Annotated in this window: 17 protein-coding genes and 1 pseudogene; 7 read left to right on the forward strand and 11 right to left on the reverse strand. The window is 70.1% G+C overall.

Translation table 11 applies throughout. The features are described from left to right. Positions 1-14: 14 nt before the first annotated feature. Complete coding sequence (locus tag AB0D12_RS17480; RefSeq protein ID WP_362682898.1) at positions 15-1319, reverse strand: extracellular solute-binding protein; 1305 nt, start codon at positions 1317-1319, stop codon at positions 15-17. Between the two features lie 240 nt (positions 1320-1559). Between AB0D12_RS17480 and AB0D12_RS17485 the strand changes: the two genes are divergently transcribed. Next, entirely contained in the window at positions 1560-4343 is a 2784-nt protein-coding gene (locus AB0D12_RS17485; protein WP_362682901.1) for a glycosyl hydrolase, read from the forward strand. 42 nt (positions 4344-4385) lie between these two features. On the opposite strand, the gene AB0D12_RS17490 is transcribed toward AB0D12_RS17485, so the two are convergent. Together AB0D12_RS17490 and AB0D12_RS17495 are read right to left on the reverse strand one after the other, a co-directional pair. After that, entirely contained in the window at positions 4386-5426 is a 1041-nt protein-coding gene (locus tag AB0D12_RS17490) for a LacI family DNA-binding transcriptional regulator (protein ID WP_362682904.1), read from the reverse strand. A 204-nt stretch (positions 5427-5630) separates the two neighbouring features. Continuing rightward, a complete protein-coding gene (locus AB0D12_RS17495; protein ID WP_362682907.1) occupies positions 5631-7121 on the reverse strand; it encodes a M1 family metallopeptidase in 1491 nt (496 codons plus the stop codon). Between the two features lie 188 nt (positions 7122-7309). Here AB0D12_RS17495 and AB0D12_RS17500 point away from each other — a divergent pair, with 188 nt between their 5' ends. From AB0D12_RS17500 to AB0D12_RS17510, 3 genes are all read left to right on the forward strand, one after another. After that, complete coding sequence (locus AB0D12_RS17500; RefSeq protein WP_362682910.1) at positions 7310-9286, forward strand: Xaa-Pro dipeptidyl-peptidase; 1977 nt, start codon at positions 7310-7312, stop codon at positions 9284-9286. Further along, a complete protein-coding gene (locus AB0D12_RS17505) occupies positions 9283-10563 on the forward strand; it encodes a M14 family metallocarboxypeptidase (protein ID WP_362682913.1) in 1281 nt (426 codons plus the stop codon). Before AB0D12_RS17500 ends, AB0D12_RS17505 begins: the two co-directional genes overlap by 4 nt. A gap of 101 nt (positions 10564-10664) precedes the next feature. Then, on the forward strand, positions 10665-10961 hold the full coding sequence (locus AB0D12_RS17510; RefSeq protein ID WP_362682916.1) for a hypothetical protein: 297 nt from the start codon (positions 10665-10667) through the stop codon (positions 10959-10961). Between the two features lie 94 nt (positions 10962-11055). Here AB0D12_RS17510 and AB0D12_RS17515 read toward each other — a convergent pair whose 3' ends face one another. Continuing rightward, a complete protein-coding gene (locus tag AB0D12_RS17515; RefSeq protein WP_362682919.1) occupies positions 11056-12009 on the reverse strand; it encodes an FAD-dependent oxidoreductase in 954 nt (317 codons plus the stop codon). A 66-nt stretch (positions 12010-12075) separates the two neighbouring features. Here AB0D12_RS17515 and AB0D12_RS17520 point away from each other — a divergent pair, with 66 nt between their 5' ends. From AB0D12_RS17520 to AB0D12_RS17530, 3 genes are all read left to right on the forward strand, one after another. Beyond that, positions 12076-13104, forward strand: a complete 1029-nt coding sequence (locus AB0D12_RS17520) for an oxidoreductase (RefSeq protein ID WP_362682922.1) — start codon at positions 12076-12078, stop codon at positions 13102-13104. A gap of 324 nt (positions 13105-13428) precedes the next feature. Beyond that, a complete protein-coding gene (locus tag AB0D12_RS17525; protein ID WP_362682925.1) occupies positions 13429-13962 on the forward strand; it encodes a TrmH family RNA methyltransferase in 534 nt (177 codons plus the stop codon). 27 nt (positions 13963-13989) lie between these two features. Continuing rightward, on the forward strand, positions 13990-15627 hold the full coding sequence (locus tag AB0D12_RS17530; RefSeq protein WP_362682928.1) for an ABC-F family ATP-binding cassette domain-containing protein: 1638 nt from the start codon (positions 13990-13992) through the stop codon (positions 15625-15627). Between the two features lie 133 nt (positions 15628-15760). Here the strand turns inward: AB0D12_RS17530 and AB0D12_RS17535 are convergent, their stop codons facing one another. From AB0D12_RS17535 to AB0D12_RS17565, 7 genes and pseudogenes are all read right to left on the reverse strand, one after another. Next, a complete protein-coding gene (locus AB0D12_RS17535; protein WP_362682931.1) occupies positions 15761-18175 on the reverse strand; it encodes a Tex family protein in 2415 nt (804 codons plus the stop codon). Between the two features lie 82 nt (positions 18176-18257). After that, positions 18258-18392 carry an LPFR motif small protein gene (locus AB0D12_RS17540; RefSeq protein WP_362682934.1) on the reverse strand — a complete coding sequence of 45 codons (135 nt, stop codon included), beginning with the start codon at positions 18390-18392 and terminating at the stop codon, positions 18258-18260. Positions 18393-18456: 64 nt separating this feature from the next. After that, a pseudogene (locus AB0D12_RS17545) lies at positions 18457-18834 on the reverse strand (hypothetical protein); the annotation flags it as partial. Positions 18835-19360: 526 nt separating this feature from the next. Then, entirely contained in the window at positions 19361-19591 is a 231-nt protein-coding gene (locus AB0D12_RS17550; protein ID WP_362682937.1) for a hypothetical protein, read from the reverse strand. A gap of 20 nt (positions 19592-19611) precedes the next feature. Then, positions 19612-20973: a replication-associated recombination protein A gene (locus AB0D12_RS17555; protein ID WP_362682940.1), complete on the reverse strand. Its 1362-nt coding sequence runs from the start codon at positions 20971-20973 to the stop codon at positions 19612-19614. 103 nt (positions 20974-21076) lie between these two features. After that, positions 21077-21448: an MmcQ/YjbR family DNA-binding protein gene (locus AB0D12_RS17560; protein WP_362682943.1), complete on the reverse strand. Its 372-nt coding sequence runs from the start codon at positions 21446-21448 to the stop codon at positions 21077-21079. Then, positions 21445-21840 carry an MmcQ/YjbR family DNA-binding protein gene (locus AB0D12_RS17565; protein ID WP_362682946.1) on the reverse strand — a complete coding sequence of 132 codons (396 nt, stop codon included), beginning with the start codon at positions 21838-21840 and terminating at the stop codon, positions 21445-21447. Before AB0D12_RS17565 ends, AB0D12_RS17560 begins: the two co-directional genes overlap by 4 nt. Positions 21841-21877 lie beyond the last annotated feature (37 nt).

The raw sequence follows: 21877 nt of genomic DNA on the forward strand, positions 1-21877 counted from the left end.
CCGGCACCGATGGGTCAGCCGGTGGCGTTCTCCACGTTCTTCTTCGCGGTCGACCAGGCCTTGTCGGGCGCGGTGCCCTTGCGCTCGACCTCGCTGAGCGCGTTGGTGATCTGGTCGGCGACGCTCTTGTCATGGACTCCGAGGACCTGGACGGGTGCCGCCTTGGCGGCGTCGCCGAAGATCTGGCCGATCGGCGCGTCCGAGAAGTACGGGTCCTTGGCCGCCGCGACCTTGGCGATGGCGCCGGTCGATGACGGGAAGTTGCCCTGCTTGGTGAAGAGCTTGGCCTGCTGCTCGGGTGCGGTGAGCCACTGGATCAGCTCGTACGCATCCTTCCTGTGCTTGGCGGCACGGGGGATCGAGAGATACGAACCGCCCCAGTTGCCGGCGCCTGCGGGCAGCTTGGCGATGTCCCACTTGCCCTTGCCGGCGTCACCGGCCTGGCCCTTGATGTAGCCGAGCATCCAGGCGGGGCAGGGCATCGTGGCGAACGAGCCGGCGGAGAATGCCTGGTTCCACTGCGGTGACCACTGGTCGAGCTTGGCGCTCAGGCCCGACTTCGCCGCCTCGGCCGAGGCGTCCCAGGCGGCCTTGACCGCCGGGTTGTTCTCGTAGATCAGCTTCCCGGAGGCGTCGTAGTACCGCTCCTTCTCCTGGCCGATCATGATCGTGTAGAGGCTGCCGACGCTGTCCATCCAGGCGCTCTTGGCCGGAGCCTTCTTCTTGTACTCCTTGCCGAGCGCCAGATAGCCGTCCCAGGTGGACCACTTCTTCGCGAGCTCCGCGCGGTCGGTGGGCAGACCGGCCTGCTTGAAGAGGTCGGAGCGGTAGCACATGGCCTCCGGGCCGACATCCGTGCCCAGTCCGAGGACCTGGCCGTCCTTGCCGGTCGCCGCCGACCACTTGGCCTCGGCGAACTGGTCCTTGAGCTTGTCGGCGCCGTACTGCTTCAAGTCCTCGAACTTGTCGGACTGCTGCTGGGTGACCGCGGCGATCCGGCCCACCTCGATGCCCTGCACATCCGCGAGGCCGCCACCGCCGGCGAGCCGCGTCTGCAGCGACTTCCAGTAGTCCTGCTCGTCCTCGGTGTCGGTCTGCTTGATCCTGACGTTCGGGTGGAGCTTCTCGTACTCCGCGTAGAGCCCGGCCTCCTTGTAGCCGAAGGATCCGAAGAGGTCCACGGTGAGCGTGACCTTGCCGCCCGCACTGTCGGATGCGCCGTCCGACGATCCGGATCCACAGGCGGCGAGCAGTGCCCCTGCGAGCGCGACCGCACCCAGGCGGACCGCGGTTCTCTTGGCGGCTCGGGCGTTGGGCATGGGAAGCCTCCCTTGGCTTCGGTGGAGCGAGATCGCTTGAGAGCGCTCTCAGAGATGCGTCTGGAGCGTGCCCCGGAGGCGTCCGCCCCGTCAAGACTCGAAGGCATAACGGCTTGGACTCGGCGCGAACTACTCCCTGTGTCCCGCGTATTGACACCTCTGTTTCAGGAGTTTTACGTTCCTCCCCATCTGAGAGCGCTCTCGGACGCCCCTTCCCGTGATGACTTCGAGGTGCCGTCCATGCCAGCCACCCGCACCAGACCAGCTGCCGCGCTGGTACTGGTCTCAGCCCTGGCCGCTTTCGGTCTGGGCCCGGCCGCCACCCCGGCGGCGGCCGCCACCGTCCCCGTCGGCTCCGGCAGTTACTCCGACACCCGCCCCGCCGGTACGTCGGGCCCGACCACCAACACCGGCGCGCCGGTCACGCCCAAGGTCACCCCCGCAGCCAAGGACAAGCCGGTCCCCACCAACGACTGGTGGACCTCGCTCGCCTTCCAGCGGTACGGCGACAACCCGTACTCCACCCCCATGTACGGCCATCCCCTCACCTACCAGGCCACCGCCGGCGGACTCGAGGTCGGCTACCCGACGACCCCGGCGATCGTCGGCGAGGGCCGCCAGTACGAGTACGCCCACAAGCGGGACCTGACCCTCGGCATCACCGGGCTCAACTCACCGGACACCAAGGCCGACGACTGGTCCGACTGGACCGTGACCCCCTACTGGTCCGACGGCGTCCGCACGCTGCGCACCACCATCGGCCACGGCCTGCCCTTCGTATACGCCAAGGGCTCCGGCGGCAACGCCCAGATCACCACCGCCGCCGCGCCCACCGTCTTCGCCGACCAGGGCAATGTCCTCGGCATCACCGTCGCAGGGCATCACTACGCCCTGTTCGCGCCGAGCGGCAGCGACTGGACGGTCTCCGGCTCCACCGTGACCGCGGGACTCGGCACCAAGGACTACTTCTCGCTCGCCGTACTGCCCTCCACCGACGCACTGGCCACGTACAAGAAGTACGCGTACAGCTTCGTCACCGGCTCCAAGGCGAGCTGGAGTTACACCGGTGGCACCGTGAACGCCACCTACACCCTGACCACCGAGGCCAAGGAGGGCACCGAGCGCGGCACGCTCCAGGCCCTTTACCGCCATCAGTGGCTGAACACCACGGACGCGCTCACTCCGTACACCTATGTATCGCCGCGCGGCACCATGAAGGTCCGTGAGGCGACCTCCTTCACCACCAGCCAGAAAGCGTCCGCGGTGCTGCCCGCACTGCCGAAGACGAACGCTGTCGACACGGCCCGGCTCAGGGGCTACCTCGACGCGGTGGCGAACGACCCCGACCCGTTCAAGGGCTACACGGACACCTACTGGACCGGCAAGGTGCTCGGACAGCTCGCCCAGCTCGTGCCCGTTGCCGACCAGATCGGTGAGACCGCGACCAGGGACAAACTGCTGGCCCTGATGAAGGGCCGGCTCCAGGACTGGTTCACGGCAGGCGGCGCGAACGAGTTCTCGTACGACAAGGACTGGAAGACCCTCACCGGCTACCCGGCCTCGTACGGCAGCGACACCGAGCTCAACGACCACCACTTCCACTACAGCTATTACGTGTACGCGGCCGCGATCGTCGCCCAGTACGACCAGGCCTGGGCTGCCGACTCGGCATGGGGCGGCATGGTGAAGACCCTGGTGCGGGACGCGGCAAACCCCAGCCGCACCGACACCGCCTTCCCGTTCCTGCGGGGCTTCGACGTGTACGCGGGCCACAGCTGGGCCTCCGGACACCAGGGCTTCGCGGCCGGCAACAACCAGGAGTCGTCCTCGGAGTCCATCAACCTCAGCGCGGGCCTCGTGCTGTGGGGCTCGGCCACCGGCGACACCGCGCTGCGCGACCTCGGCACCTATCTGCTCACCACCGAGTCCGAGGCGATCGCGCAGTACTGGTTCGACGCCGACCAGCAGGTTTTCCCGTCCTCCTTCGGGCATGACACGGTCGGCATGGTGTGGGGCAGCGGCGCGGCGTACGCCACCTGGTGGACCGCCAACCCCGAGGAAATCCACGGCATCAACGCCCTTCCGCTGACGGGCGGTTCACTGCATCTGGGCAGCCAGAAGGCCGCGATCCGCCGCAATATCGCCGAGATGGAACGGGAGAACGGCGGCCCGGCCGTCGAATGGCGCGACATCCTCTGGGAGTTCCAGGCGCTGGCCGACCCGGCATCGGCGAAGTCCAAGTGGGACGCGGGCAACGCGGGCTACACCCCGGAGCAGGGCGAGTCCAAGGCGCATACCTACCACTGGATCAGCACACTCGACGCGCTCGGCGCCCCCGACGCGACGGTCACGGGCGACATCCCGAGCTCCGCGGTCTTCACCAAGGGCACGGTACGGACCTACGCCGCGCACAACTACGGTGCCACGGCCCGCACGGTGACCTTCTCCGACGGCGCGAAGCTCACCGTCCCGGCGCGCTCGACGGCGACCGGCACGGGCACCGGGGGAGGCGACCCGGACCCCGGTCCCGACCCGGAACCGCCCACGGGCAACACCTTCCAGCTCCGCACCGGCGGGGTACTGACCACCGCGGCGGGTGGCACGGCGGGTGCCGACACCATCTCCTCGGCGGCCGGCGCCAACTACGACGGCACCCCGCACCAGCCGCTCGTCTATGAGATCAAGAAGGTCAATGGCACGCTCGCTCCCGGCGCGGCCACGGCGTTCCGCCTCCAGCTGGACGCGGGCACGACGGTCGGACTCGGCCAGCAGGCGAGGATCAGCTACGACCTCACGGGCGACGGCACCTTCGACCGGACCGAGACCTACCAGTACTTCGCGACCGACCCGGTCACGGGCTGGGAGGAGTACGCCCAGTCACGCGGCCTGAAGTCGGCGACCGGAACCCTCGGCGACCTCAAGGGCGGCACCGTACGCCTCGAGGTGTGGAACGCGATCGGCAACGGAACCGCCACGCTCCAGACCGGCACCGACCGTTCGGTGCTGGTGATCCCCTTCACCTGACGACTGAAGCAACCATGCGGTGTGCGACGGGTCCCCGGCGACTCAGGCCGAGGCCCGCCGCACCAGCGTGGTCGGAGTGATCACCGATGCGGGGGCCCCGGCCCCCGGCTCGTCCTCATTCAGTACGCGCATCAGCAGTCGGACCATCAACCGGCCCATTCCCTCTATGTCCTGCCGGATCGTTGTCAGTGGCGGATCGGTCGACTCGACGACCGAGGGCATGTCGTCGAAGCCGACCAGCGCGACATCCTCGGGCACCCGACGACCCTGCTCGCGCAGTGTCCGCAGCGCCCCCGAGGCCATCAGATCGTTGGCGGCGAAGACGGCGTCCAGACCGGGGCGGCGCTCCAGCAGCTCAGCCATCGCGCGTGCGCCGCTGTCCGCGGTGAAGTCGCCCTGGCAGACCAGCTCCGGGTCGGCGTCCAGCAGGACATCGCGGTAGCCGTCGATCCGGTCCAGCGCGGAGGTCTGGTCGCGCGGGCCCGCGATGTGCGCGATGTGCTCGCGGCCGAGAGAGACCAGATGCCGTACGGCCTCCCGGGCGCCGCCGCGGTTGTCGCAGTCGACATACGGGACGGCGAGCTCGGAGGCGGCACCGGGCCAGCCGGGGCGGCCGCCGAAGACGGTCGGTACCTTGACCCGGCGGATGATCGACGGCAGTTCGTCGTCGTTGTGCAGCGAGAAGGCCAGCGCGCCGTCGACATGACCGCCGCCGAGATAGCGGGCGATCCGGTCGTAGTCACCGGGCCCCTCCACCCACAGCAGCACCAGCTGGGAGTCGTAGGCCGTCAGCTCGCGGCTGATGCCACGCACCTGCTGCTCGAAGAAGGGGTCCGAGAAGATCCTGAACTCGGGCTCGGCGATGATCACGGCGACTGCGCCGTTGCGCCGGGTGACCAGGGTGCGCGCCGCGTGGTTCGGTACGTATCCGAGCTCCTCGACCGCCTGGCGGACCTTGTCGACCAGCGGCGGCCGGACACCGGCGCCGCCGTTGACGACACGGGAGGCCGTGGCCCGGGAGACGCCGGCGCGGGCGGCGACGGCTTCCAGAGTGGGGCGGGACCCAGTGGTCTGCTCGGGCAAGGCGGGCGCTCCTCGTCTGCTTCAGTCAGCTGCTTCAGGCGACAGCGGGGGAGAACGCTGCCGGGTAACAGGATATCCGGGTCCCGATGATCTTCTGAGAGCGCTCCCCTCCAGTCCGCGGAAGGGAAAGGAGAGGGCAGCGAGAAGGTGGCACGGCAGAGCGCCGCCGTCCCTCTCGCGGGACGGCGGCGCTCATGCCACGTCTCAGTGGTCGTGGACGGTGTTCGTCGCTGCGATCGTCTTCCAGGACTTCGGCTGGACGTGCTTGACGTCCGCCCGAGCGCTCCGCGCTCCGGCCGCCGCAGGAGCGCCCGGCTTCGACGGCTGGTAGAGCCAGCTGTCGAAGAGCCCGGCCAGTGGCTTGCCCGAGACCTTCTCGGCGTACTTCACAAAGTCGCCGACCTTTGCGTTGCCGTAGGCGTGCTCCTTCGGCCAGCCCTTGAGGATGGCGAAGAAGTCCTTGTCGCCGACCTTGTTGCGCAGTGCCTGCAGCGCCAGCGCGCCCCGGTCGTAGATGGCGATGTCGAACTGCTTGTCCGGACCCGGGTCGCCCGGCTTGACCGTCCAGAACGCATCGTCGGCCGGGTGCTGGGCGTAGACGTAGTCCGCGAGCTCCTGCGCGGTGCCCTCGCCCTCCTTCTCCGACCACAGCCACTGGCTGTAGCGGGCGAAGCCTTCGTTGACCCAGATGTCCTTCCAGCCGTCGACGGAGACGCTGTCGCCGTACCACTGGTGGGCCAGCTCATGGACGACCACGGAGACATTCGCGCCGTTCGCGAACTGCCGCGGGCTGTAGAACGGCCGGGTCTGCGTCTCGAGCGCAAAACTGCTGGTGACATTGGGGACGTAGCCCCCGAGTGCGTTGAAGGGGTACGGGCCGAAGACCCCGGTGAGCCACTCGGCCACCTCGCCGGTCCGCTCGACGCTCGCCCGCGCCGCCCCGGCATTGTCGCCGAGATCCTTGCTGTACGCGTTGAGGATCGGCAGCCCGTCGGCGGTCTTGTCGGTGGTGATGTCGAACTTTCCGATGGCGAGCGTGGCGAGATACGACGCCTGCGGCTTGTTGGAGCGCCAGTTGTAGCGCGTCCGGCCCAGCTTCGAACTCTGCGACTGCAGCACGCCGTTGCTGATCGCCTGGGTGCCGTCCGGCACCGACACCGAGATGTCGTACGTCGCCTTGTCCAGCGGGTGGTCGTTGCTCGGGAACCACCACACGGCCGAGTCCGGCTCCTGGGCGGCGACGCCGCCGTCCGGAGTGCGGTGCCAGGCTGTGTAGCCGCCGATGCTCAGTTCGGAGGGCTTGCCCGCGTACCGGACGACCACCGAGACGGAGGTGCCCTTCTCCAGCGGCGTGGCCGGAGTGACAACCAGCTCCTGGTCGCCCTCCTTGGCGAACTTCGCGATCTTGTTGTTGACCCGCACCTCGCTGACCTTCAGTCCGAAGTCGAGGTTGAAGCGGTTCAGGTTCTGCTTGGCGGTGGCGAGGATCGTTGCCGTACCCGTCAGCAGATCCGTACTGGGCTCGTAAGTGAGCCTCAGGTCGTAGTGGGATACGTCGTATCCGCCGTTTCCGCTGGCCGGGTAGTAAGGGTCGCCGATGCCCGGGGCGCCCGGAGAGCTGTCGGCGGCCGATGCCGGGATCGCCAGCAGCAGAGAGGCCGCGAGCGCGCTCGGGACGATAAGTCTGCGGTGCACGGATGCTCCAAGTCGTGGGGACTGATGATCTCTTGAAGCCTATTCAGACCCGGCGCCCGCAGTCAGGACGCCGCTCGGCCTTTCACGTGATCGCCATTCGGCCGACATGATCCCGGGTGTCCCTTCGGTCACTTTGATGCCCAGATTGCCCCCTGTTGCAGGGGAGTTGGCCGGAGTACCTTCCGCCCATGCCGATTCGTGCGCGGGTCACCCGCTTGACGTACAGATCGCTGGTGGTGGCGGCCTCGGCCGCCCTGATGACCATGACCCTCTCGCCGACCGGGGCGCAGAGCGCGCCGGTACGGGAGAGCAGGCCCGTCTACTCCTACGAGCACGCGATCCGTGAATCCGTATGGGTGGACACCCGGCTCGACGGCGACGGCGACGGGAAGACCGACCGCGTCGCCGTCGACATCGTCCGGCCGCGCGAACCCGCCCAGCAGGGCCGGAAGATTCCCGTGATCATGGATGCCAGTCCGTACTACTCCTGCTGCGGTCGCGGCAACGAGAGCCAGAAGAAGACGTACGACGCGAACGGCAATGTCGTCCAGTTCCCGCTCTTCTACGACAATTTCTTCGTTCCGCGCGGCTATGCCTTCGTCGCGGTCGATCTGGCCGGAACCAACCGCTCCGACGGCTGTGTCGACGTCGGCGGCCGCTCCGACATCCAGTCCGCCAAGGCTGTTGTGGACTGGCTGAACGGCCGCGCCCGGGGGTACACCACCCGCACCGGCGGCGAGCCCGCCCGCGCCGGCTGGACCAACGGCAGCACCGGCATGATCGGCAAGAGTTACGACGGCACGATCGCCAACGGCGTTGCCGCCACCGGGGTCGAGGGGCTCAAGACGATCGTCCCGATCTCCGCCATCTCCTCCTGGTACGACTACTACTTCGCCAAGGGCGCCCCGCTCTACGACTCGGGCCCCGAGTGGCTCTCCGACTATGTCGAGAGCCCGGAGGCCCGAGCCCGCTGCCAGGCCGTCCAGAAGCGCCTGGTGGACGAGGCTCCGCGGACCGGTGACCTGACCCGGCTGTGGAGCGAGCGCGACTATGTGCGCAACGCGGACAATGTCACGGCGAGCGTCTTCGCCGTTCACGGTATGCAGGACCTCAACGTCCGTACCAAGCACTTCGGTCAGTGGTGGGACGCGCTCGCCGACGAAGGCGTGGAGCGCAAGGTCTGGCTCTCGCAGACCGGGCATGTCGACCCGTTCGACTTCCGGCGCGCCGAGTGGGTCGCGACCCTGCACCGCTGGTTCGACCACTACCTCCTCGGCTACGACAACGGTATCGACCATGAGCCGATGGCCGACATCGAGCGCGCCCCCGACCAGTGGTCCACCGACCGCGTCTGGCCGCCACGCGCCACCCACACCACCAGCCTCCGCCCGGGCAACGGCACGGCCGCCGGCGTCGGCACTCTCGGTCTGAAGCCCGCGCGCCCCGGCTCGGTCGAGACCTTCAACGACGACCCGAAGCTGGACGAGACCGACTGGGCCACCCAGATCGACCGGTCCACCTCCGCCAAGGCCGGATTCATCACCAAACCGCTCGGCCGTGATCTACGGCTGTCCGGCTCCTCCAAGGTGACGATCACCGCGACGCCGTCGACCTCCAGCGCCCATCTCTCCGCCGTGCTCGTGGATCTCGGCCCCGGCACCATCCGTGACTACGCCACCGCCGGTGAAGGCATCACCACCCTCACCGAACGCACCTGCTGGGGCGCGAGCACCCCGGGCGACAGCCCCTGCTTCAAGGCGACGCAAGCGCGCACGGCTGCCGTCGACTACACGGTCTTCAGCCGCGGCTGGGCCGATCTGGGCAACTACGCCTCCGACGCCAAGGGCCGCCCGCTGACCCCCGGCAGGGCGTACACGATCACCCTCGATCTGCACGCCAGTGACCATGTCGTCCCGGCAGGCCACCGGCTCGCCCTGATCGTCGGAGGCACGGACAAGGACCTCATCGACCCGCCCGCCACCACGCCGACACTCAGCCTCGATCTGGCCCGGACGTCGGCGCGGTTGCCGATCGTCGGCGGTGCGGCCGCCTTTGTGCGTGCCACCGCCGGGTCCGCCGCAGCGGTTGCCCCGAGCCCGTCCCGGCTCAGCGGTGTGGCCGAGCCGCGAGCCATCCGCCCGATTCCGGGAGGCGGCAGCCGATGAAGTTCCGTATACGCACGCTCGCCTTCGCCGTCACGGCCGCGGCGCTGGCAGTGCCGCTGGTGACGGCGCCGGCCGAGGCGGCGCACGCCCTGCCCCGTACCGGCTTCGAGACCAGCAACGGCGCGCGCTGGACCAGTCAGCCCGAGGAGCAGGAGTTCCTCGCCGCCGTCGACCGGGGCAGCGACCGGGTGTCGGTCGGCCGGATCGGGACGACGAAGCAGGGCCGTCCGCTGCAGCTCGTACGCATCGGCGCGCAGCACACCTCGAACGCGGTGCTGCTGATCTGCAGTCAGCACGGCGACGAGCCCTCGGGCCGCGACGCCTGTCTGAGCCGGATACGTGATCTGGCGTATGCGAGGGACAGCGAGACCCGGCGCCTGCTGTCCCGGACACGGATTCTCGTCGTCCCCACGGCCAACCCGGACGGGCGGGCCGCGGACACCCGCGGCAACTCCGACGGCGTCGACATCAACCGCGACCACATCGCGCTCCAGACCGCCGAGGGGCGGGCGATGGCGGCTGTTGTCCGTGACCAACGCCCGGACGTCATCTATGACTTGCACGAGTACGGCGCCACCCCGCCGTACTACGACAAGGATCTCTTCGACCTCTGGCCGCGCAATCTCAACACCGACGCCAAGGTCCACCAGGAGTCGCAGATACTCTCCGACCGGTATGTCCGCCCGGCCGCGCACGAAGGCGGCTTCAGTACCGGCACCTACGGCATCTGGACCGACCCGGTCACCGGCGATCCCATCAAGCAGACCGCCGGAGACGGTCAGGAGCGCATCCTGCGCAATGCCGCCGGCGTCAAGAACGCGGTGGGTCTCCTCATTGAGAGCCGCGTCGATCCCGTGACCGATGTGGAGAAGGCCGACACGTCGCTGAACAACCGGCGCCGGGTGGCCAGCCAACTCGACGCTCTGGGCGGGCTGTTCTCGTTCGCCGACGAACGGCGTACCCGGATCGAGACCGCGACCACCGGTGCCCGGCTGGCGGGGTTCAAGGACCGCGGCCCGGTCTATCTCGGTGGCGCCGACAACGACCCGGCGAAGCCGGAGCAGATCCTCGCCGATCCACCCTGCGGCTACCGTTTGGACGCGGCGCAGTATGCGGACGTCAAGGACGAGTTGGCCCTGCACGGTGTCATGGTGCGGCCGGTCGGTGAAGGGGCCTTCGTGCCGCTGCGGCAGTCCCAGCGCGAGCTGATCCCGCTGCTGCTCGATGCCCGTGCGACCTACCACCTCGCCTCGGGGGAGGCGGTCATCGCGTGTTGAAGCGGCCGGTACGGGACCGCGTGATCACGTCGGCTAAAGTTACCGGCGAGTATTGACAACACGCCCAACGGGGGCGCACGACTTTGTACTTGGAGATTGAGATGCGTCGTACAACCATGCTCGCAGTGACCACGGCGATGGCCGGTGGACTGCTGTTCGCCGCCGCGCCCGCGCAGGCTGCCGGCACCGGCACGGAGTCCGCCGTGTCGGCCGTGTCCGCGAGGGGTGTCATCACCTGCAACCCGGAGGAGCTCCGCCAGGAGGCCGCGAAGACCGAGCAGGCGGCGCAGCGGGCGCGCGCCGCGCGCAAGATCGAGGAGTACAGGCGGCTGAACGCCAAGGCGAACGCGCTGCGGGCCAAGGCCCAGCAGTGCGAGGACGCCGACCGCAACGCGTAGTTCCCGGCCGTGCGGCACCGCCCGCTCCTGTCGGGGCGGGCGGTGCCGCATGTGCGTTCGTCTGCGGCGCCGTACGCCACCGGAGCCCGCGCGCCTACGGCACCAGCCGGGCCGCCGCCTCCGCGCAGCCCCAGGCGACCGTGACACCCGCGCCCCCGTGCCCGTAGTTGTGCACCAGCAGGCCACCGCCGGGCAGGGGTCCGGCCTCGATCCGTACGCCCTCGGTCCGTGCCGGGCGCAGGCCCACCCGGTGTCCGAGGATCCGCGCATCCGCGATCTCCGGACGGATCAGCGCACAGCGCGCGACGATCTCCTCGGCCGTCGCGGGATCGGGTTCGAGCCGCCAGTCGTCCTCGTCGGCCGTGCCGCCGAGGATCAGCCGCCCCGGCTGCGGAAAGAAGTACGTCGTCCTGTCCGAGGCATGGTCGACCGCGGTGCACCACTCCTCGATCCCCGGGTTTTCCACCAGCACCAACTGCCCCCGCACCGCGTGCACTTGATCGTCAGGCACCAGCCGCCTTGCCTCGATCCCCGTGCAGTTGACCACGACCCGCGCCTCCTCGGCCGCCTCGGCGAGACCGCCGACCGTACGGGTCTCCAGCGTGCCGCCCGCCGCCTGGAACCGCCGTCGCAGCCAGGCCAGATGAACCGGCATGTCGATCAGCGGGATCCGTGCCCACAGCCCGCAGTCGTACCCCGGCGGCAGCTCCCGCGCTCGCGCCTCGCGCAACCCCTCCACCTGCGCGGCCCACGGCCCCAGCCTTGTCAGCCGCTCACCGGCCTGGACGCCCGCGACCAGGCGCACGCCGGTCTCCTCCGGGCGGGCTGCCAGCTTCTCGTACACCCGCAGCGAGACGATCGACCAGTCGCCGACCAGCCTCTCCGGCTGAATGCGGTACGGCCACCACAGCGCGCCCGCCACCGCCGATGTGGTCTCCTCCGCCGCGTCCCGCGTCCACACCCGTACGCGGCGGCCGCTCTCCGCCAGCACTATGGCCGTCGTCAGCCCGATGACCCCGCCGCCCACCACCGTCACATCGCCGCTCATGGCGGGACCGTAGCCCAATGCCGGATGCCGTGCTCAGATCACCTCATAACTGGGGATACTCAGGACATGTCTGCCGAGTACGCGACCTTCGGGCTGGCGCCGGCGATGCGGGCCGGCGGAGTCCTCGCGGATGGTGGCTACCAAGTGCACCGGGACTTCCTGGACTTCATCGTCGACGGGCGGCCGTTGCTGTTCCAGCTCTCCGACCTCGACGCGGTCTCGCCGCTGGCCTCCGACGTACCGCCGGCGATCTTCACCGCCCATGTGCGCATGCTGCTGCTGGAGTGCCCGGCGCCGCTGGAGGGCGGGCGCTGTGTGATCTACGGCTGTCCCGAGTGCGAAGGCATCGAATGCGGAGCGGTGACCGCCGTCATCGAGCGCGACGGGGACGACATCGTGTGGCGGGACTTCGCCTGGCAGACGGACGAGGGAGCGGACCTGGAGCTCAACGGCTACCACGGGATGGGGCCGTTCCGCTTCCGTGGCGATGAGTACAGGGCCGAGCTGGAACGGCTGCTGACGGACGGCGGGGACGCCGGGCCTGTGCGCCGCCGGGTGCTGCTGATCGGCGCGCGGGTGGCCGTGCTGGCGAAGCTCGCCGCGGCGCTGCGGACCATCGGCATCGGCGCGGAGATCACGAGCGATGCGGCGGGCGTCCCCGCGGAGGAGCTGCGCACCTATGGCGCGGTCGCTTTCGGGCGCGCGGTCGGCGAGCGGGAACGTGCGGAAGTGCGTGCGGCGTTCGAGCGTGCGGAGGTGCGGGTCGCGTACGTCGACGGGCTCGCCCCGATCATTCCGCTGCTGGTCGCCCAGATCGAACACGCCCTGGACCGCAGCCCGTTGGAGCGCCGTCGGCTGACCCGGCTGACGGTGTCGGACGACGCGGCGGACGTGGAGGTGACCTCGGCGTGCCGGGTGCGACTGGTGGCGTACCGCCTCGACCGGCTCCACCGCACGCATGCGCGGGAGCTGTTCGACGGGATGCTGGAGCCGGGGGAGCACCGAATTCCGGTGGACGCGCGGGCGGTGAAGGGGCAATCCTTCCTTGTGGCACGCACCACGGGGAGCGTGCTGGTCGCACCGATGGTGCACTGACACCGACGATGGCCCGGGCGAGCCGCGAATCGCCACGCATGATGCATCGACTGAACCGTGGGCCCGCCGGCCTTTCCCGGACGTGCCCCTCGCGCCGGACGCCGTCCGCCGGCCCGGATGGCCCCGGACTCGGCCCTTCGCCGCGAGCGACCCGGAGGCGATGAGCGACCGCAACGGCGGACCCGCCGGCCTTTCCCGGACGCGTCCCTCGCGCCGTTCGGCCCTGGGGGGCCTCATGGGCTTCGGGGCGCTGCGCCGGACTCCGTCCGCCGACCGGGGCGACCGTAGACCCGGCCGGGGGCGGCAACCAGAGCCGTGCGACCGATGAGCGGCCGCAACGGCGGACCCTCCATCCGCACCCGTACCCGCGAGGAACTTCGCCGCACCCGTCGTCCCCGCGCCCAGTCCTGCTGGGATCACCTCTACGCCGCGCCCCTCTGGCCGCTGCACGGGGTCAACCTCGGCACCCTCGCCCGTACCTGCGACGCCGTCGGCGCCTGTCTCACCGTGCCGCGTTTCCCGTGGGTGCCCGAGGCCCTGGCCCGCGGCAACACCCTGCGCAAACCGCTCTGCGTGCACTGGACCGGCGACCCGCTGGGCTGGCTCGCACGGCAGCGTGAGCGGGGCGCGCGGATCATCGGGGTGGAGCTCGCGGACGAAGCCGTACGACTTGGCGACCTGCCCGCCGCCCGGCAGCCCACCGTCATGGTCCTGGGCCACGAACAGAAAGGCATCCCGCCCGAGGCGCTCGACCTGCTCGACCAATGCGTCGAGATCCCCATGGTCGGCACCGGCGCCAGCCTCAATGTCGCGGTCGCGGGATCCCTGGCCCTGTACCGGCTGGCGGGCCTCCTGTGAAAGCGTCCCGTTAGGATCAGCCATCTGATGACAGCAACCCTCGTCGCCAAGGATCTCGCCGCAGGACACGGCGACCGCTCGCTCTTCTCCGGGCTCGACCTCGTCGTCGCGCCCGGCGATGTGATCGGCCTCGTCGGTGTCAATGGCGCCGGCAAATCGACCCTGCTCCGCCTGCTCGCCGGACTCGACAGTCCTGAACAGGGCGAGCTGAAGCTCTCCCCGCCCACCGCCACCGTCGGCCATCTGCCGCAGGAGCCCGAGCGGCGGACGGAGGAGACCGTACGGGACTTCCTCGCCCGCCGTACCGGCGTCGCCGCCGCCCAGATCGCCATGGACGAGGCGACCCAGGCGCTCGTCGACGGCGCGCCCGGCGCCGACGACGCGTACTCCACCAGCCTGGAGCGCTGGCTGGACCTCGGCGGCGCGGACCTCGACGAGCGCGCCGAGGAGGTCGCCGACTCGCTCGGTCTGACCGTCGGGCTCGACCAGCCGATGACCGGTCTCTCCGGCGGCCAGGCGGCCCGCGCCGGCCTCGCCTCGCTTCTTCTGTCGCGCTACGACGTCTTCCTGCTCGACGAGCCCACCAACGACCTCGACCTGGACGGTCTCGAGCGCCTGGAGGCCTTCGTCCAGGGCCTGCGCGCCGGCACCGTGGTCATCAGCCACGACCGTGAGTTCCTCACCCGCACCGTCACCAAGGTCCTGGAACTCGATCTCGCACAGCAGCAGATCACCCTGTACGGCGGCGGATACTCGGCGTACCTGGAGGAGCGGGAGACCGCCCGCCGGCACGCCCGCGAGGGCTTCGAGGAGTACGCAGACAAGAAGGCGGCGCTCGAGGGCCGGGCGCAGATGCAGCGGTCCTGGATGGACAAGGGCGTCAAGAACGCCCGCCGCAAGGCCACCGACAGCGACAAGCTCGGCCGCAAGTTCCGCAGCGAGGCCAGCGAGAAGCAGGCCGCGAAGGCCCGCCAGACGCAGCGCATGATCGAACGCCTCGACACGGTGGAGGAGCCCCGCAAGGAGTGGGAACTCCGTATGGAGATCGCGTCGGCCCCGCGCTCGGGATCGGTCGTCGCGACCCTGCGCAGCGCGGAGGTCCGCCGGGGCGACTTCACCTTCGGCCCGGCCGACCTGCAGATCGACTGGGCGGACCGGGTCGCCATCACCGGAGCCAACGGCGCGGGCAAGTCCACACTGCTCGCCGCCCTGCTCGGCCGCCTGAGCCTCGACGCGGGGCACGCCTCGCTCGGCTCGGGCGTCGTGGTCGGCGAGGTCGACCAGGCCCGCGGCCTCTTCTACGGCACCGAGACACTGCTCGACGCCTTCTGCGCGGCCGTCCCGGAGACCGAACCGGCCGAAATCCGCACCCTGCTGGCCAAATTCGGACTGAAGGCGGACCACGTACTGCGCCCGGCGACCACGCTCTCCCCCGGCGAGCGCACCCGCGCCGCGCTGGCGCTGCTCCAGGGCCGCGGCGTCAATCTCCTTGTACTCGACGAGCCGACCAACCACCTCGACCTGTCGGCGATCGAACAGCTGGAGTCCGCGCTCGACTCGTACACCGGCACGCTGCTGCTGGTCACGCACGACCGCCGGATGCTCGACGCGGTCCACACCACGCGCCGTATCGAGGTGTCCGGAGGAAAGATCACGGAGCACTGACCACCTTCGAGCGGGGTCCGGCCGGCACAGTCCGCCGGCGTCGGCCGGGCATCGGTGACCACTCACTGGGGTGAGAACGCAAAAACGACGCGGGGCCCCGCCACCGTCCGGTGGCGGGGCCCCGCGTGCGTGGTCAGCCGCGCCGCTTGGGATCCGCGAGGCCTGCGCGCCGCAGCGCGTCCGCCATCGCGCTGTTCGCCGGCGCCGGAGCCTGGCGGTTGCCGCCACGGTCCCCGCCGCGGCCGCCCTGGCCGCCCTGCCCGCCCTGGCCGCCCTGGCCGCCCTGCTGACGCCGCTGCTGCGGCGGACGGCCGCCGCGCTCACCCCGCTCACGCTGCTTCGGGCCGCCGCCCGCCTTCGGCGCGGCCTCGTCCTCCAGCCGCAGCGTCAGCGCGATCCGCTTGCGCGGGATGTCGATGTCGATGACCTTCACCTTCACCACGTCGCCCGGCTTCACCACATCCCGCGGGTCCTTGACGAAGGTCTTGGACATCGCCGACACATGGACCAGACCGTCCTGGTGGACACCGACGTCCACGAAGGCGCCGAATGCCGCGACATTGGTCACCACGCCCTCCAGAACCATCCCGGGCGCAAGGTCGCCGAGCTTCTCCACGCCCTCCTTGAAGGTGGCCGTCTTGAACGCCGGCCGCGGGTCGCGCCCCGGCTTCTCCAGCTCCCGCAGGATGTCCGTCACCGTCGGCAGACCGAACGTCTCGTCCACGAACTCCGCCGGCTTCAGCGAGCGCAGCACCGGTGCGTTGCCGATCAGCGAGGCCACCTCGTCGCCGACGGTCTTCACCATCCGCCGGACCACCGGATACGCCTCCGGGTGCACGCTGGAGGCGTCGAGCGGGTCGTCCCCGCCCCGGATCCGCAGGAAGCCCGCGCACTGCTCGTAGGCCTTCGGGCCGAGCCGTGCCACGTCCTTGAGCGCCTTGCGCGAGTGGAAGGGACCGTTGGAGTCGCGGTGCGCGACGATGTTCTCGGCGAGGCCGGTGCCGATGCCCGACACCCGTGAAAGCAGCGGTGCGGACGCGGTGTTGACGTCGACGCCGACGCCGTTCACACAGTCCTCCACGACCGCGTCCAGCGAACGGGAGAGCTTCACCTCGGACAGGTCGTGCTGGTACTGGCCGACACCGATCGACTTGGGGTCGATCTTCACCAGCTCCGCCAGCGGGTCCTGGAGGCGGCGCGCGATGGAGACGGCCCCACGCAGCGACACATCCATGTCGGGCAGTTCCTGCGAGGCGAACGCGGAAGCGGAGTACACCGAAGCGCCGGCCTCCGAGACCATCACCTTGGTGAGGCCCAACTCCGGTTGCTTGGCGCACAGTTCACCGGCGAGTTTGTCGGTCTCGCGGGAAGCCGTGCCGTTGCCGATCGCGATCAGATCGACCGAGTGCTCCTTGGCGAGACGCGCCAGCTTTGCCAGCGACTCGTCCCACCTGTTCGCCGGGACGTGCGGGTGGATGACGTCCGTCGCGACGACCTTGCCCGTCGCATCGACGACGGCGACCTTCACACCCGTACGGAAACCGGGGTCGAGTCCGAGCGTCGCCCGTGTGCCGGCCGGCGCGGCCAGCAGCAGATCCCGCAGGTTCGCCGCGAAGACCCGTACCGCCTCGTCCTCGGCGGCCGTACGCAGCCGCAGCCGCAGATCGATGCCCAGATGCACCAGGATCCGTGTCCGCCAGGCCCACCGCACCGTGTCCGCGAGCCACTTGTCGCCGGGACGGCTCTGTTCCCCGGGGGCTGCGATGCGGAAACGCCGGGCGACCATCCCTTCGTACGTCGAAGGCCCTGGGTGCTCCGACGGCTCCTCCGGCTCCAGCACCAGGTCGAGGATCTCCTCCTTCTCGCCACGGAACATGGCGAGCACCCGGTGCGAGGGCAGGTCCTTGAACGGCTCCGCGAAGTCGAAGTAGTCGGCGAACTTGGCGCCCGCCTCCTCCTTGCCGTCGCGCACCTTGGCCGTGAGCCGGCCCCGCGTCCACATCCGCTCGCGCAGCTCGCCGATCAGGTCGGCGTCCTCGGAGAAACGCTCCGCCAGAATCGCCCGTGCGCCCTCCAGCGCCGCGGCGGCGTCCGCCACACCCTTGTCCGCGTCCACGAAGGCCGCCGCGGCCGCGAGCGGCTCCACCGACGGGTCGCCGAGCAGCCCCTCGGCGAGCGGCTCGAGACCGGCCTCGCGGGCGATCTGCGCCTTCGTCCGCCGCTTCGGCTTGAACGGCAGGTAGATGTCCTCAAGACGCGCCTTGGTGTCGGCGCTCCGGATCTGCGCCTCGAGCGCCTCGTCCAGCTTGCCCTGCTCGCGTACGGACTCCAGGATCGCGGCCCGCCGCTCCTCGAGCTCCCGCAGATACCGCAGCCGCTCCTCGAGCGTGCGCAGCTGCGCGTCGTCGAGCATCTCGGTCGCTTCCTTGCGGTAGCGCGCGATGAACGGCACGGTCGACCCGCCGTCGAGCAGCTCGACGGCCGCCTTCACCTGCCGCTCGCGTACGCCGAGCTCCTCGGCGATCCTGCCTTCGATGGACGTCGTCACGGTTCCCCGACTCGCCTTCTCGTGCTGGCTGTGCTTGACAGTGCATTGTGCCGGGTGGCCGGGTCTCGTGTCGCGCGCCGCCTCAGACGTGGCGGCTTCGGCGGCCGCTTCCCGAGGCTCCGCCGAAGGGACGGGCCGGCAGCCGGAAGGGGAGCGTCACCACAGTGGCGATCGCCGAGCCGATCGAGCGGAGTACGTCGGCGATGGCGCGGAACACGAGAGATACCTCCGGAGTCGGTCGCTGTCGTCTCCCGGGTTGCCTTCGAGTGCCCCGGTAGACGTCAGCCCTTGCCGCTGAGGTTCGCGGGGAAGGCGCCGGCTGCCACCGCGGTCATCAGAAAGCCGCGCGCAAGCTCGGTGAGCCGCTCGGCGCCCTCGGCGCCCAGGTGCTCGTACGGCGCTCGGTCGAGGCGGTCCGTGTGCTCCTCGAGATCGGTCCGGAGCGCCGTACCCGCCTCGGTCAACTCGCCCTCGCCGTCCAGCAGTCCACGCTCGCGCAGCCGTCCCTCGGCCGCCTCCCAGTCCGCACGCCGCCAGCCGCGCGTGGCCAGAATCCAGCGCGGCGCCATGCCCTTGCCGGTGGCGGTGTGGCTCACCAGGGCCTCGACAGGGTCGAGCTCTGCGGAGAGCAGCGCCACGAGATGGGCGTCCCCGCGGTGCGCCTTATGAACAGCTCGCATGTCTCAGGCCCTCTCCTGTCTCACCAACTGCCACGTGAGGGCCAAGAGTGGTGCACGTCGAACCTCGCAGGTTGCTGTCTCAGGGCAGGACGAGAACCGTAGCCCGTTCGTGACCTTCGAGGTCGTCCCCATCGCCACCTGAAGGCCTTCCTCGCACCCCTCCAGCGCGGCCCTGGCCGAGGCAGGCCTGCCGACCAGCTGGCGGAACTGGTCTCGCTGCCTGGTCCACTGCTCGGGCGCGAACAGGCACGAGGCCGTATCGGCGTACCGTCGCGCCGGTACGTGAGGCGGAGTCCGCTGATAGCAGGTCGGCACGTATCACCACTCCGTGCGGACATTCAGGGGCGTTGCCGCGATGCTTCCCAGATCACGGCCGCATCGTCTGCTGCCGGCTCGGTGAGCATGTCCGTGTCGCCGCCGAACTGCCGGGCGTTGGGGTGGGCGTCGGGGTCGTAGGGCGGCCAGCCGGGATCTCCGGTGGAGGCGAACTGGGCCCAGGCGGCGGTCAGTTCGTCGCGGACTCAGCGGAGGGGTCGTGGGCGCGAGGGGCGGCGTCGGCTCCCTCGATGCCAAGGATGCGGGGGAAGGTGAAGTCCGAGTCGGAGGCCCCCTTCCTGCACTCGTTCACGCCGAACACTCTGACGCGGACCCAGCCGGGGCGCAGTCGGGGGACGGGCACCTCGGTGACGGTGAGCTGTTCGGCGGTGACGGGCCGGGTCAGGACGGCGGCTCGCATGGCACGGGTCCTGGTGGTGCCTACTTCCACTGATCGGGGGGCCCGGGCAGAGCGGCATCCGCGCTGGCTGGTCCGGTCTCGGTGCGGCGCCGCTGGGCGCGCAGCCGGGCCAAGCGCTCCAGGCGGTGGCCGATCTCGGCCTCGTGGCCGTTGCGGGTGGGCCGGTAGTAGATCTCGCGGTCCATGTTCTCGGGGAAGTAGTCGGCGCCGGAGAAGCCGTCGGTGGTGTCGGGGTCGTACTGGTAGTCCTTGCCGTATCCGATGTCCTTCATCAGCCGGGTCGGGGCGTTGAGGATGTGGGCGGGCGGCATGAGGGAGCCGGTGCGGCGGGCGGCGCGGTGTGCGGCGTTGAGGCCGCGGTAGACGGCGATGGACTTGGGGGCGGTGGTGAGGTAGACGACGGCCTGGGCGATAGCCAACTCGCCCTCGGGTGAGCCGAGTCGCTCGTACACGTCCCAGGCGGCGAGGGCCTGCTGGATGGCGTGCGGGTCGGCGATGCCGATGTCCTCGTTCGCGAAACGGGTCAGGCGGCGGGCCACGAACAGGGGGTCCTCGCCGCCGTCGAGCATGCGGGCGAGCCAGTACAGGGCCGCGTCCGGGTCGGAGCCGCGCATCGACTTGTGGAGCGCGGAGATCAGGTTGTAGTGGCCCTCCTGCGCCTTGTCGTAGAGCGGGGCGCGCTGCTGGATGTGGTGGGCGAGCGCGGCGGTGTCCAGGGGGGTGCCGGGGTCCGGGAGGGCCTGGAGCTGTTCGGCGATGTTGAGGAGGTAGCGGCCGTCGCCGTCGGCCATGGCGATCAGGGCGCGGCGGGCGTCGCCGTGAAGGGGCAGCCGGTGGCCGGTGAGGTCTTCGGCACGGTCGAGGAGTGTGGACAGGGCGGCTTCGTCGAGGCGTTTGAGGACGAGGACCTGGGTGCGGGAGAGGAGGGCGCCGTTGAGTTCGAAGCTGGGGTTCTCCGTGGTGGCGCCGATCAGGGTGATCGTGCCGTCCTCGACGTAGGGCAGGAAGCTGTCCTGCTGGGCGCGGTTGAAGCGGTGGATCTCGTCGACGAACAGCAGGGTGCCCTGGCCGATGGTGCGCTGGCTGCGGGCGGCGGCGAAGACCTTGCGCAGGTCGGCCACGCCGGAGAAGGTGGCCGACACCGGTTCGAAGGCCAGGTTGCTGCCGTCCGCGAGGAGGCGGGCGATGGTCGTCTTCCCCACGCCGGGCGGGCCCCACAGGATGGCGGAGCTGAGGCGTTGCTGGGCGACCATGCGGCCCAGCGGGGCGTCCGGGGCCAGCAGGTGGTCCTGCCCGACGACGTCTTCCAGCTGGGTGGGGCGCAGGCGGTCGGCGAGGGGCCGGGCGGGCTCCTCGTCGAAGAGCGGCAGGGTCGGTTCCATCGGTCTCTCGGATCGCGGGCGGAGGTGTGCGGGCGTGACGAGCCTTGCACGGGGCACTGACAGGCGTGGGGTCAGCGGCTCGTGGGCGTGCTTGCGGTGCGCATCAGGTACGGGGCCGGGGGCGGTCGCGTTGCGGCAGCCGCGCGACGGCCAGGTCGTAGGAATCCTCGACTGCGTTCGTGACCAACCGCTTGGTGACGCCCCGTCCGGGTCCGAGGGAGATCCAGTGCCGTTTGTCGAGGTAGCGGCCCGGGGTGATGGAGGCGTAGCCGCGCTCCAGCGCCCGGGCGTGCTCGGGCTCGCACTTGACCGTGATGATCTGTTCGTCCGGGTCGTCGGTGACGATCAGGAACACCTTGCCCGCGACCTTGTACACGTCCAGGTGCTCGGTGAACGGATAACCGTGGTCCGTCCCGGGCAGCACGAGGGCGGCCTTGCGTGCCGCGTCCTGGAGGCCGTCTCCGGCGGCGGTCACCGGGCGGCCTTGGCGCGGCTGCCGTAGGTATGGGGGTCGACGGGCCGCTCGGCCTTGGGCAGGTGGGCGACGACGAGCAGGTAGGACTCGGTGACGAGCTCACGGACGAGCCCCTTGTCGACGGTGTCGCCGCCCTCCAGGGTGATCCAGTGCTTCTTGTTCATGTGGTAGCCGGGGGTGATGTGGCTGTTCTCGCCCTGCAGCGCGCGGGCCTCGCCGGGGTCCGACTTGAGGATCACGACGGGACGGCCAGGGACCTCGGTCATCAGCATGAAGACCTTGCCGCGGACCTTGAAGACCTGCCAGTCGTCGCCGAAGGGGTGCTCGAGCTCCGCTCCGGGGAGTTCCTCGGCGCAGTCGGCGGCGGTCTTGTGCAGGGTCTTTCCGTTCATGGCGTCGTACTCCTCGCGGGATAGGGATGCCGGCAGC

The organism is Streptomyces sp. NPDC048479 (assembly GCF_040651435.1).
In the GTDB taxonomy this organism is placed as follows: domain Bacteria; phylum Actinomycetota; class Actinomycetes; order Streptomycetales; family Streptomycetaceae; genus Streptomyces.

Bases quoted from the DNA above. Each gene is read 5' to 3' on its own strand.
- AB0D12_RS17525 (WP_362682925.1), top strand. From the start codon at position 13,429: ATGAGCGGCCGCAACGGCGGACCCTCCATCCGCACCCGTACCCGCGAG.
- AB0D12_RS17550 (WP_362682937.1), bottom strand. From the start codon at position 19,591: ATGCGAGCCGCCGTCCTGACCCGGCCCGTCACCGCCGAACAGCTCACC.
- AB0D12_RS17565 (WP_362682946.1), bottom strand. From the start codon at position 21,840: ATGAACGGAAAGACCCTGCACAAGACCGCCGCCGACTGCGCCGAGGAA.
- AB0D12_RS17480 (WP_362682898.1), bottom strand. From the start codon at position 1,319: ATGCCCAACGCCCGAGCCGCCAAGAGAACCGCGGTCCGCCTGGGTGCG.
- AB0D12_RS17520 (WP_362682922.1), top strand. From the start codon at position 12,076: ATGTCTGCCGAGTACGCGACCTTCGGGCTGGCGCCGGCGATGCGGGCC.
- AB0D12_RS17555 (WP_362682940.1), bottom strand. From the start codon at position 20,973: ATGGAACCGACCCTGCCGCTCTTCGACGAGGAGCCCGCCCGGCCCCTC.
- AB0D12_RS17510 (WP_362682916.1), top strand. From the start codon at position 10,665: ATGCGTCGTACAACCATGCTCGCAGTGACCACGGCGATGGCCGGTGGA.
- AB0D12_RS17500 (WP_362682910.1), top strand. From the start codon at position 7,310: ATGCCGATTCGTGCGCGGGTCACCCGCTTGACGTACAGATCGCTGGTG.
- AB0D12_RS17530 (WP_362682928.1), top strand. From the start codon at position 13,990: ATGACAGCAACCCTCGTCGCCAAGGATCTCGCCGCAGGACACGGCGAC.
- AB0D12_RS17505 (WP_362682913.1), top strand. From the start codon at position 9,283: ATGAAGTTCCGTATACGCACGCTCGCCTTCGCCGTCACGGCCGCGGCG.
- AB0D12_RS17515 (WP_362682919.1), bottom strand. From the start codon at position 12,009: ATGAGCGGCGATGTGACGGTGGTGGGCGGCGGGGTCATCGGGCTGACG.
- AB0D12_RS17485 (WP_362682901.1), top strand. From the start codon at position 1,560: ATGCCAGCCACCCGCACCAGACCAGCTGCCGCGCTGGTACTGGTCTCA.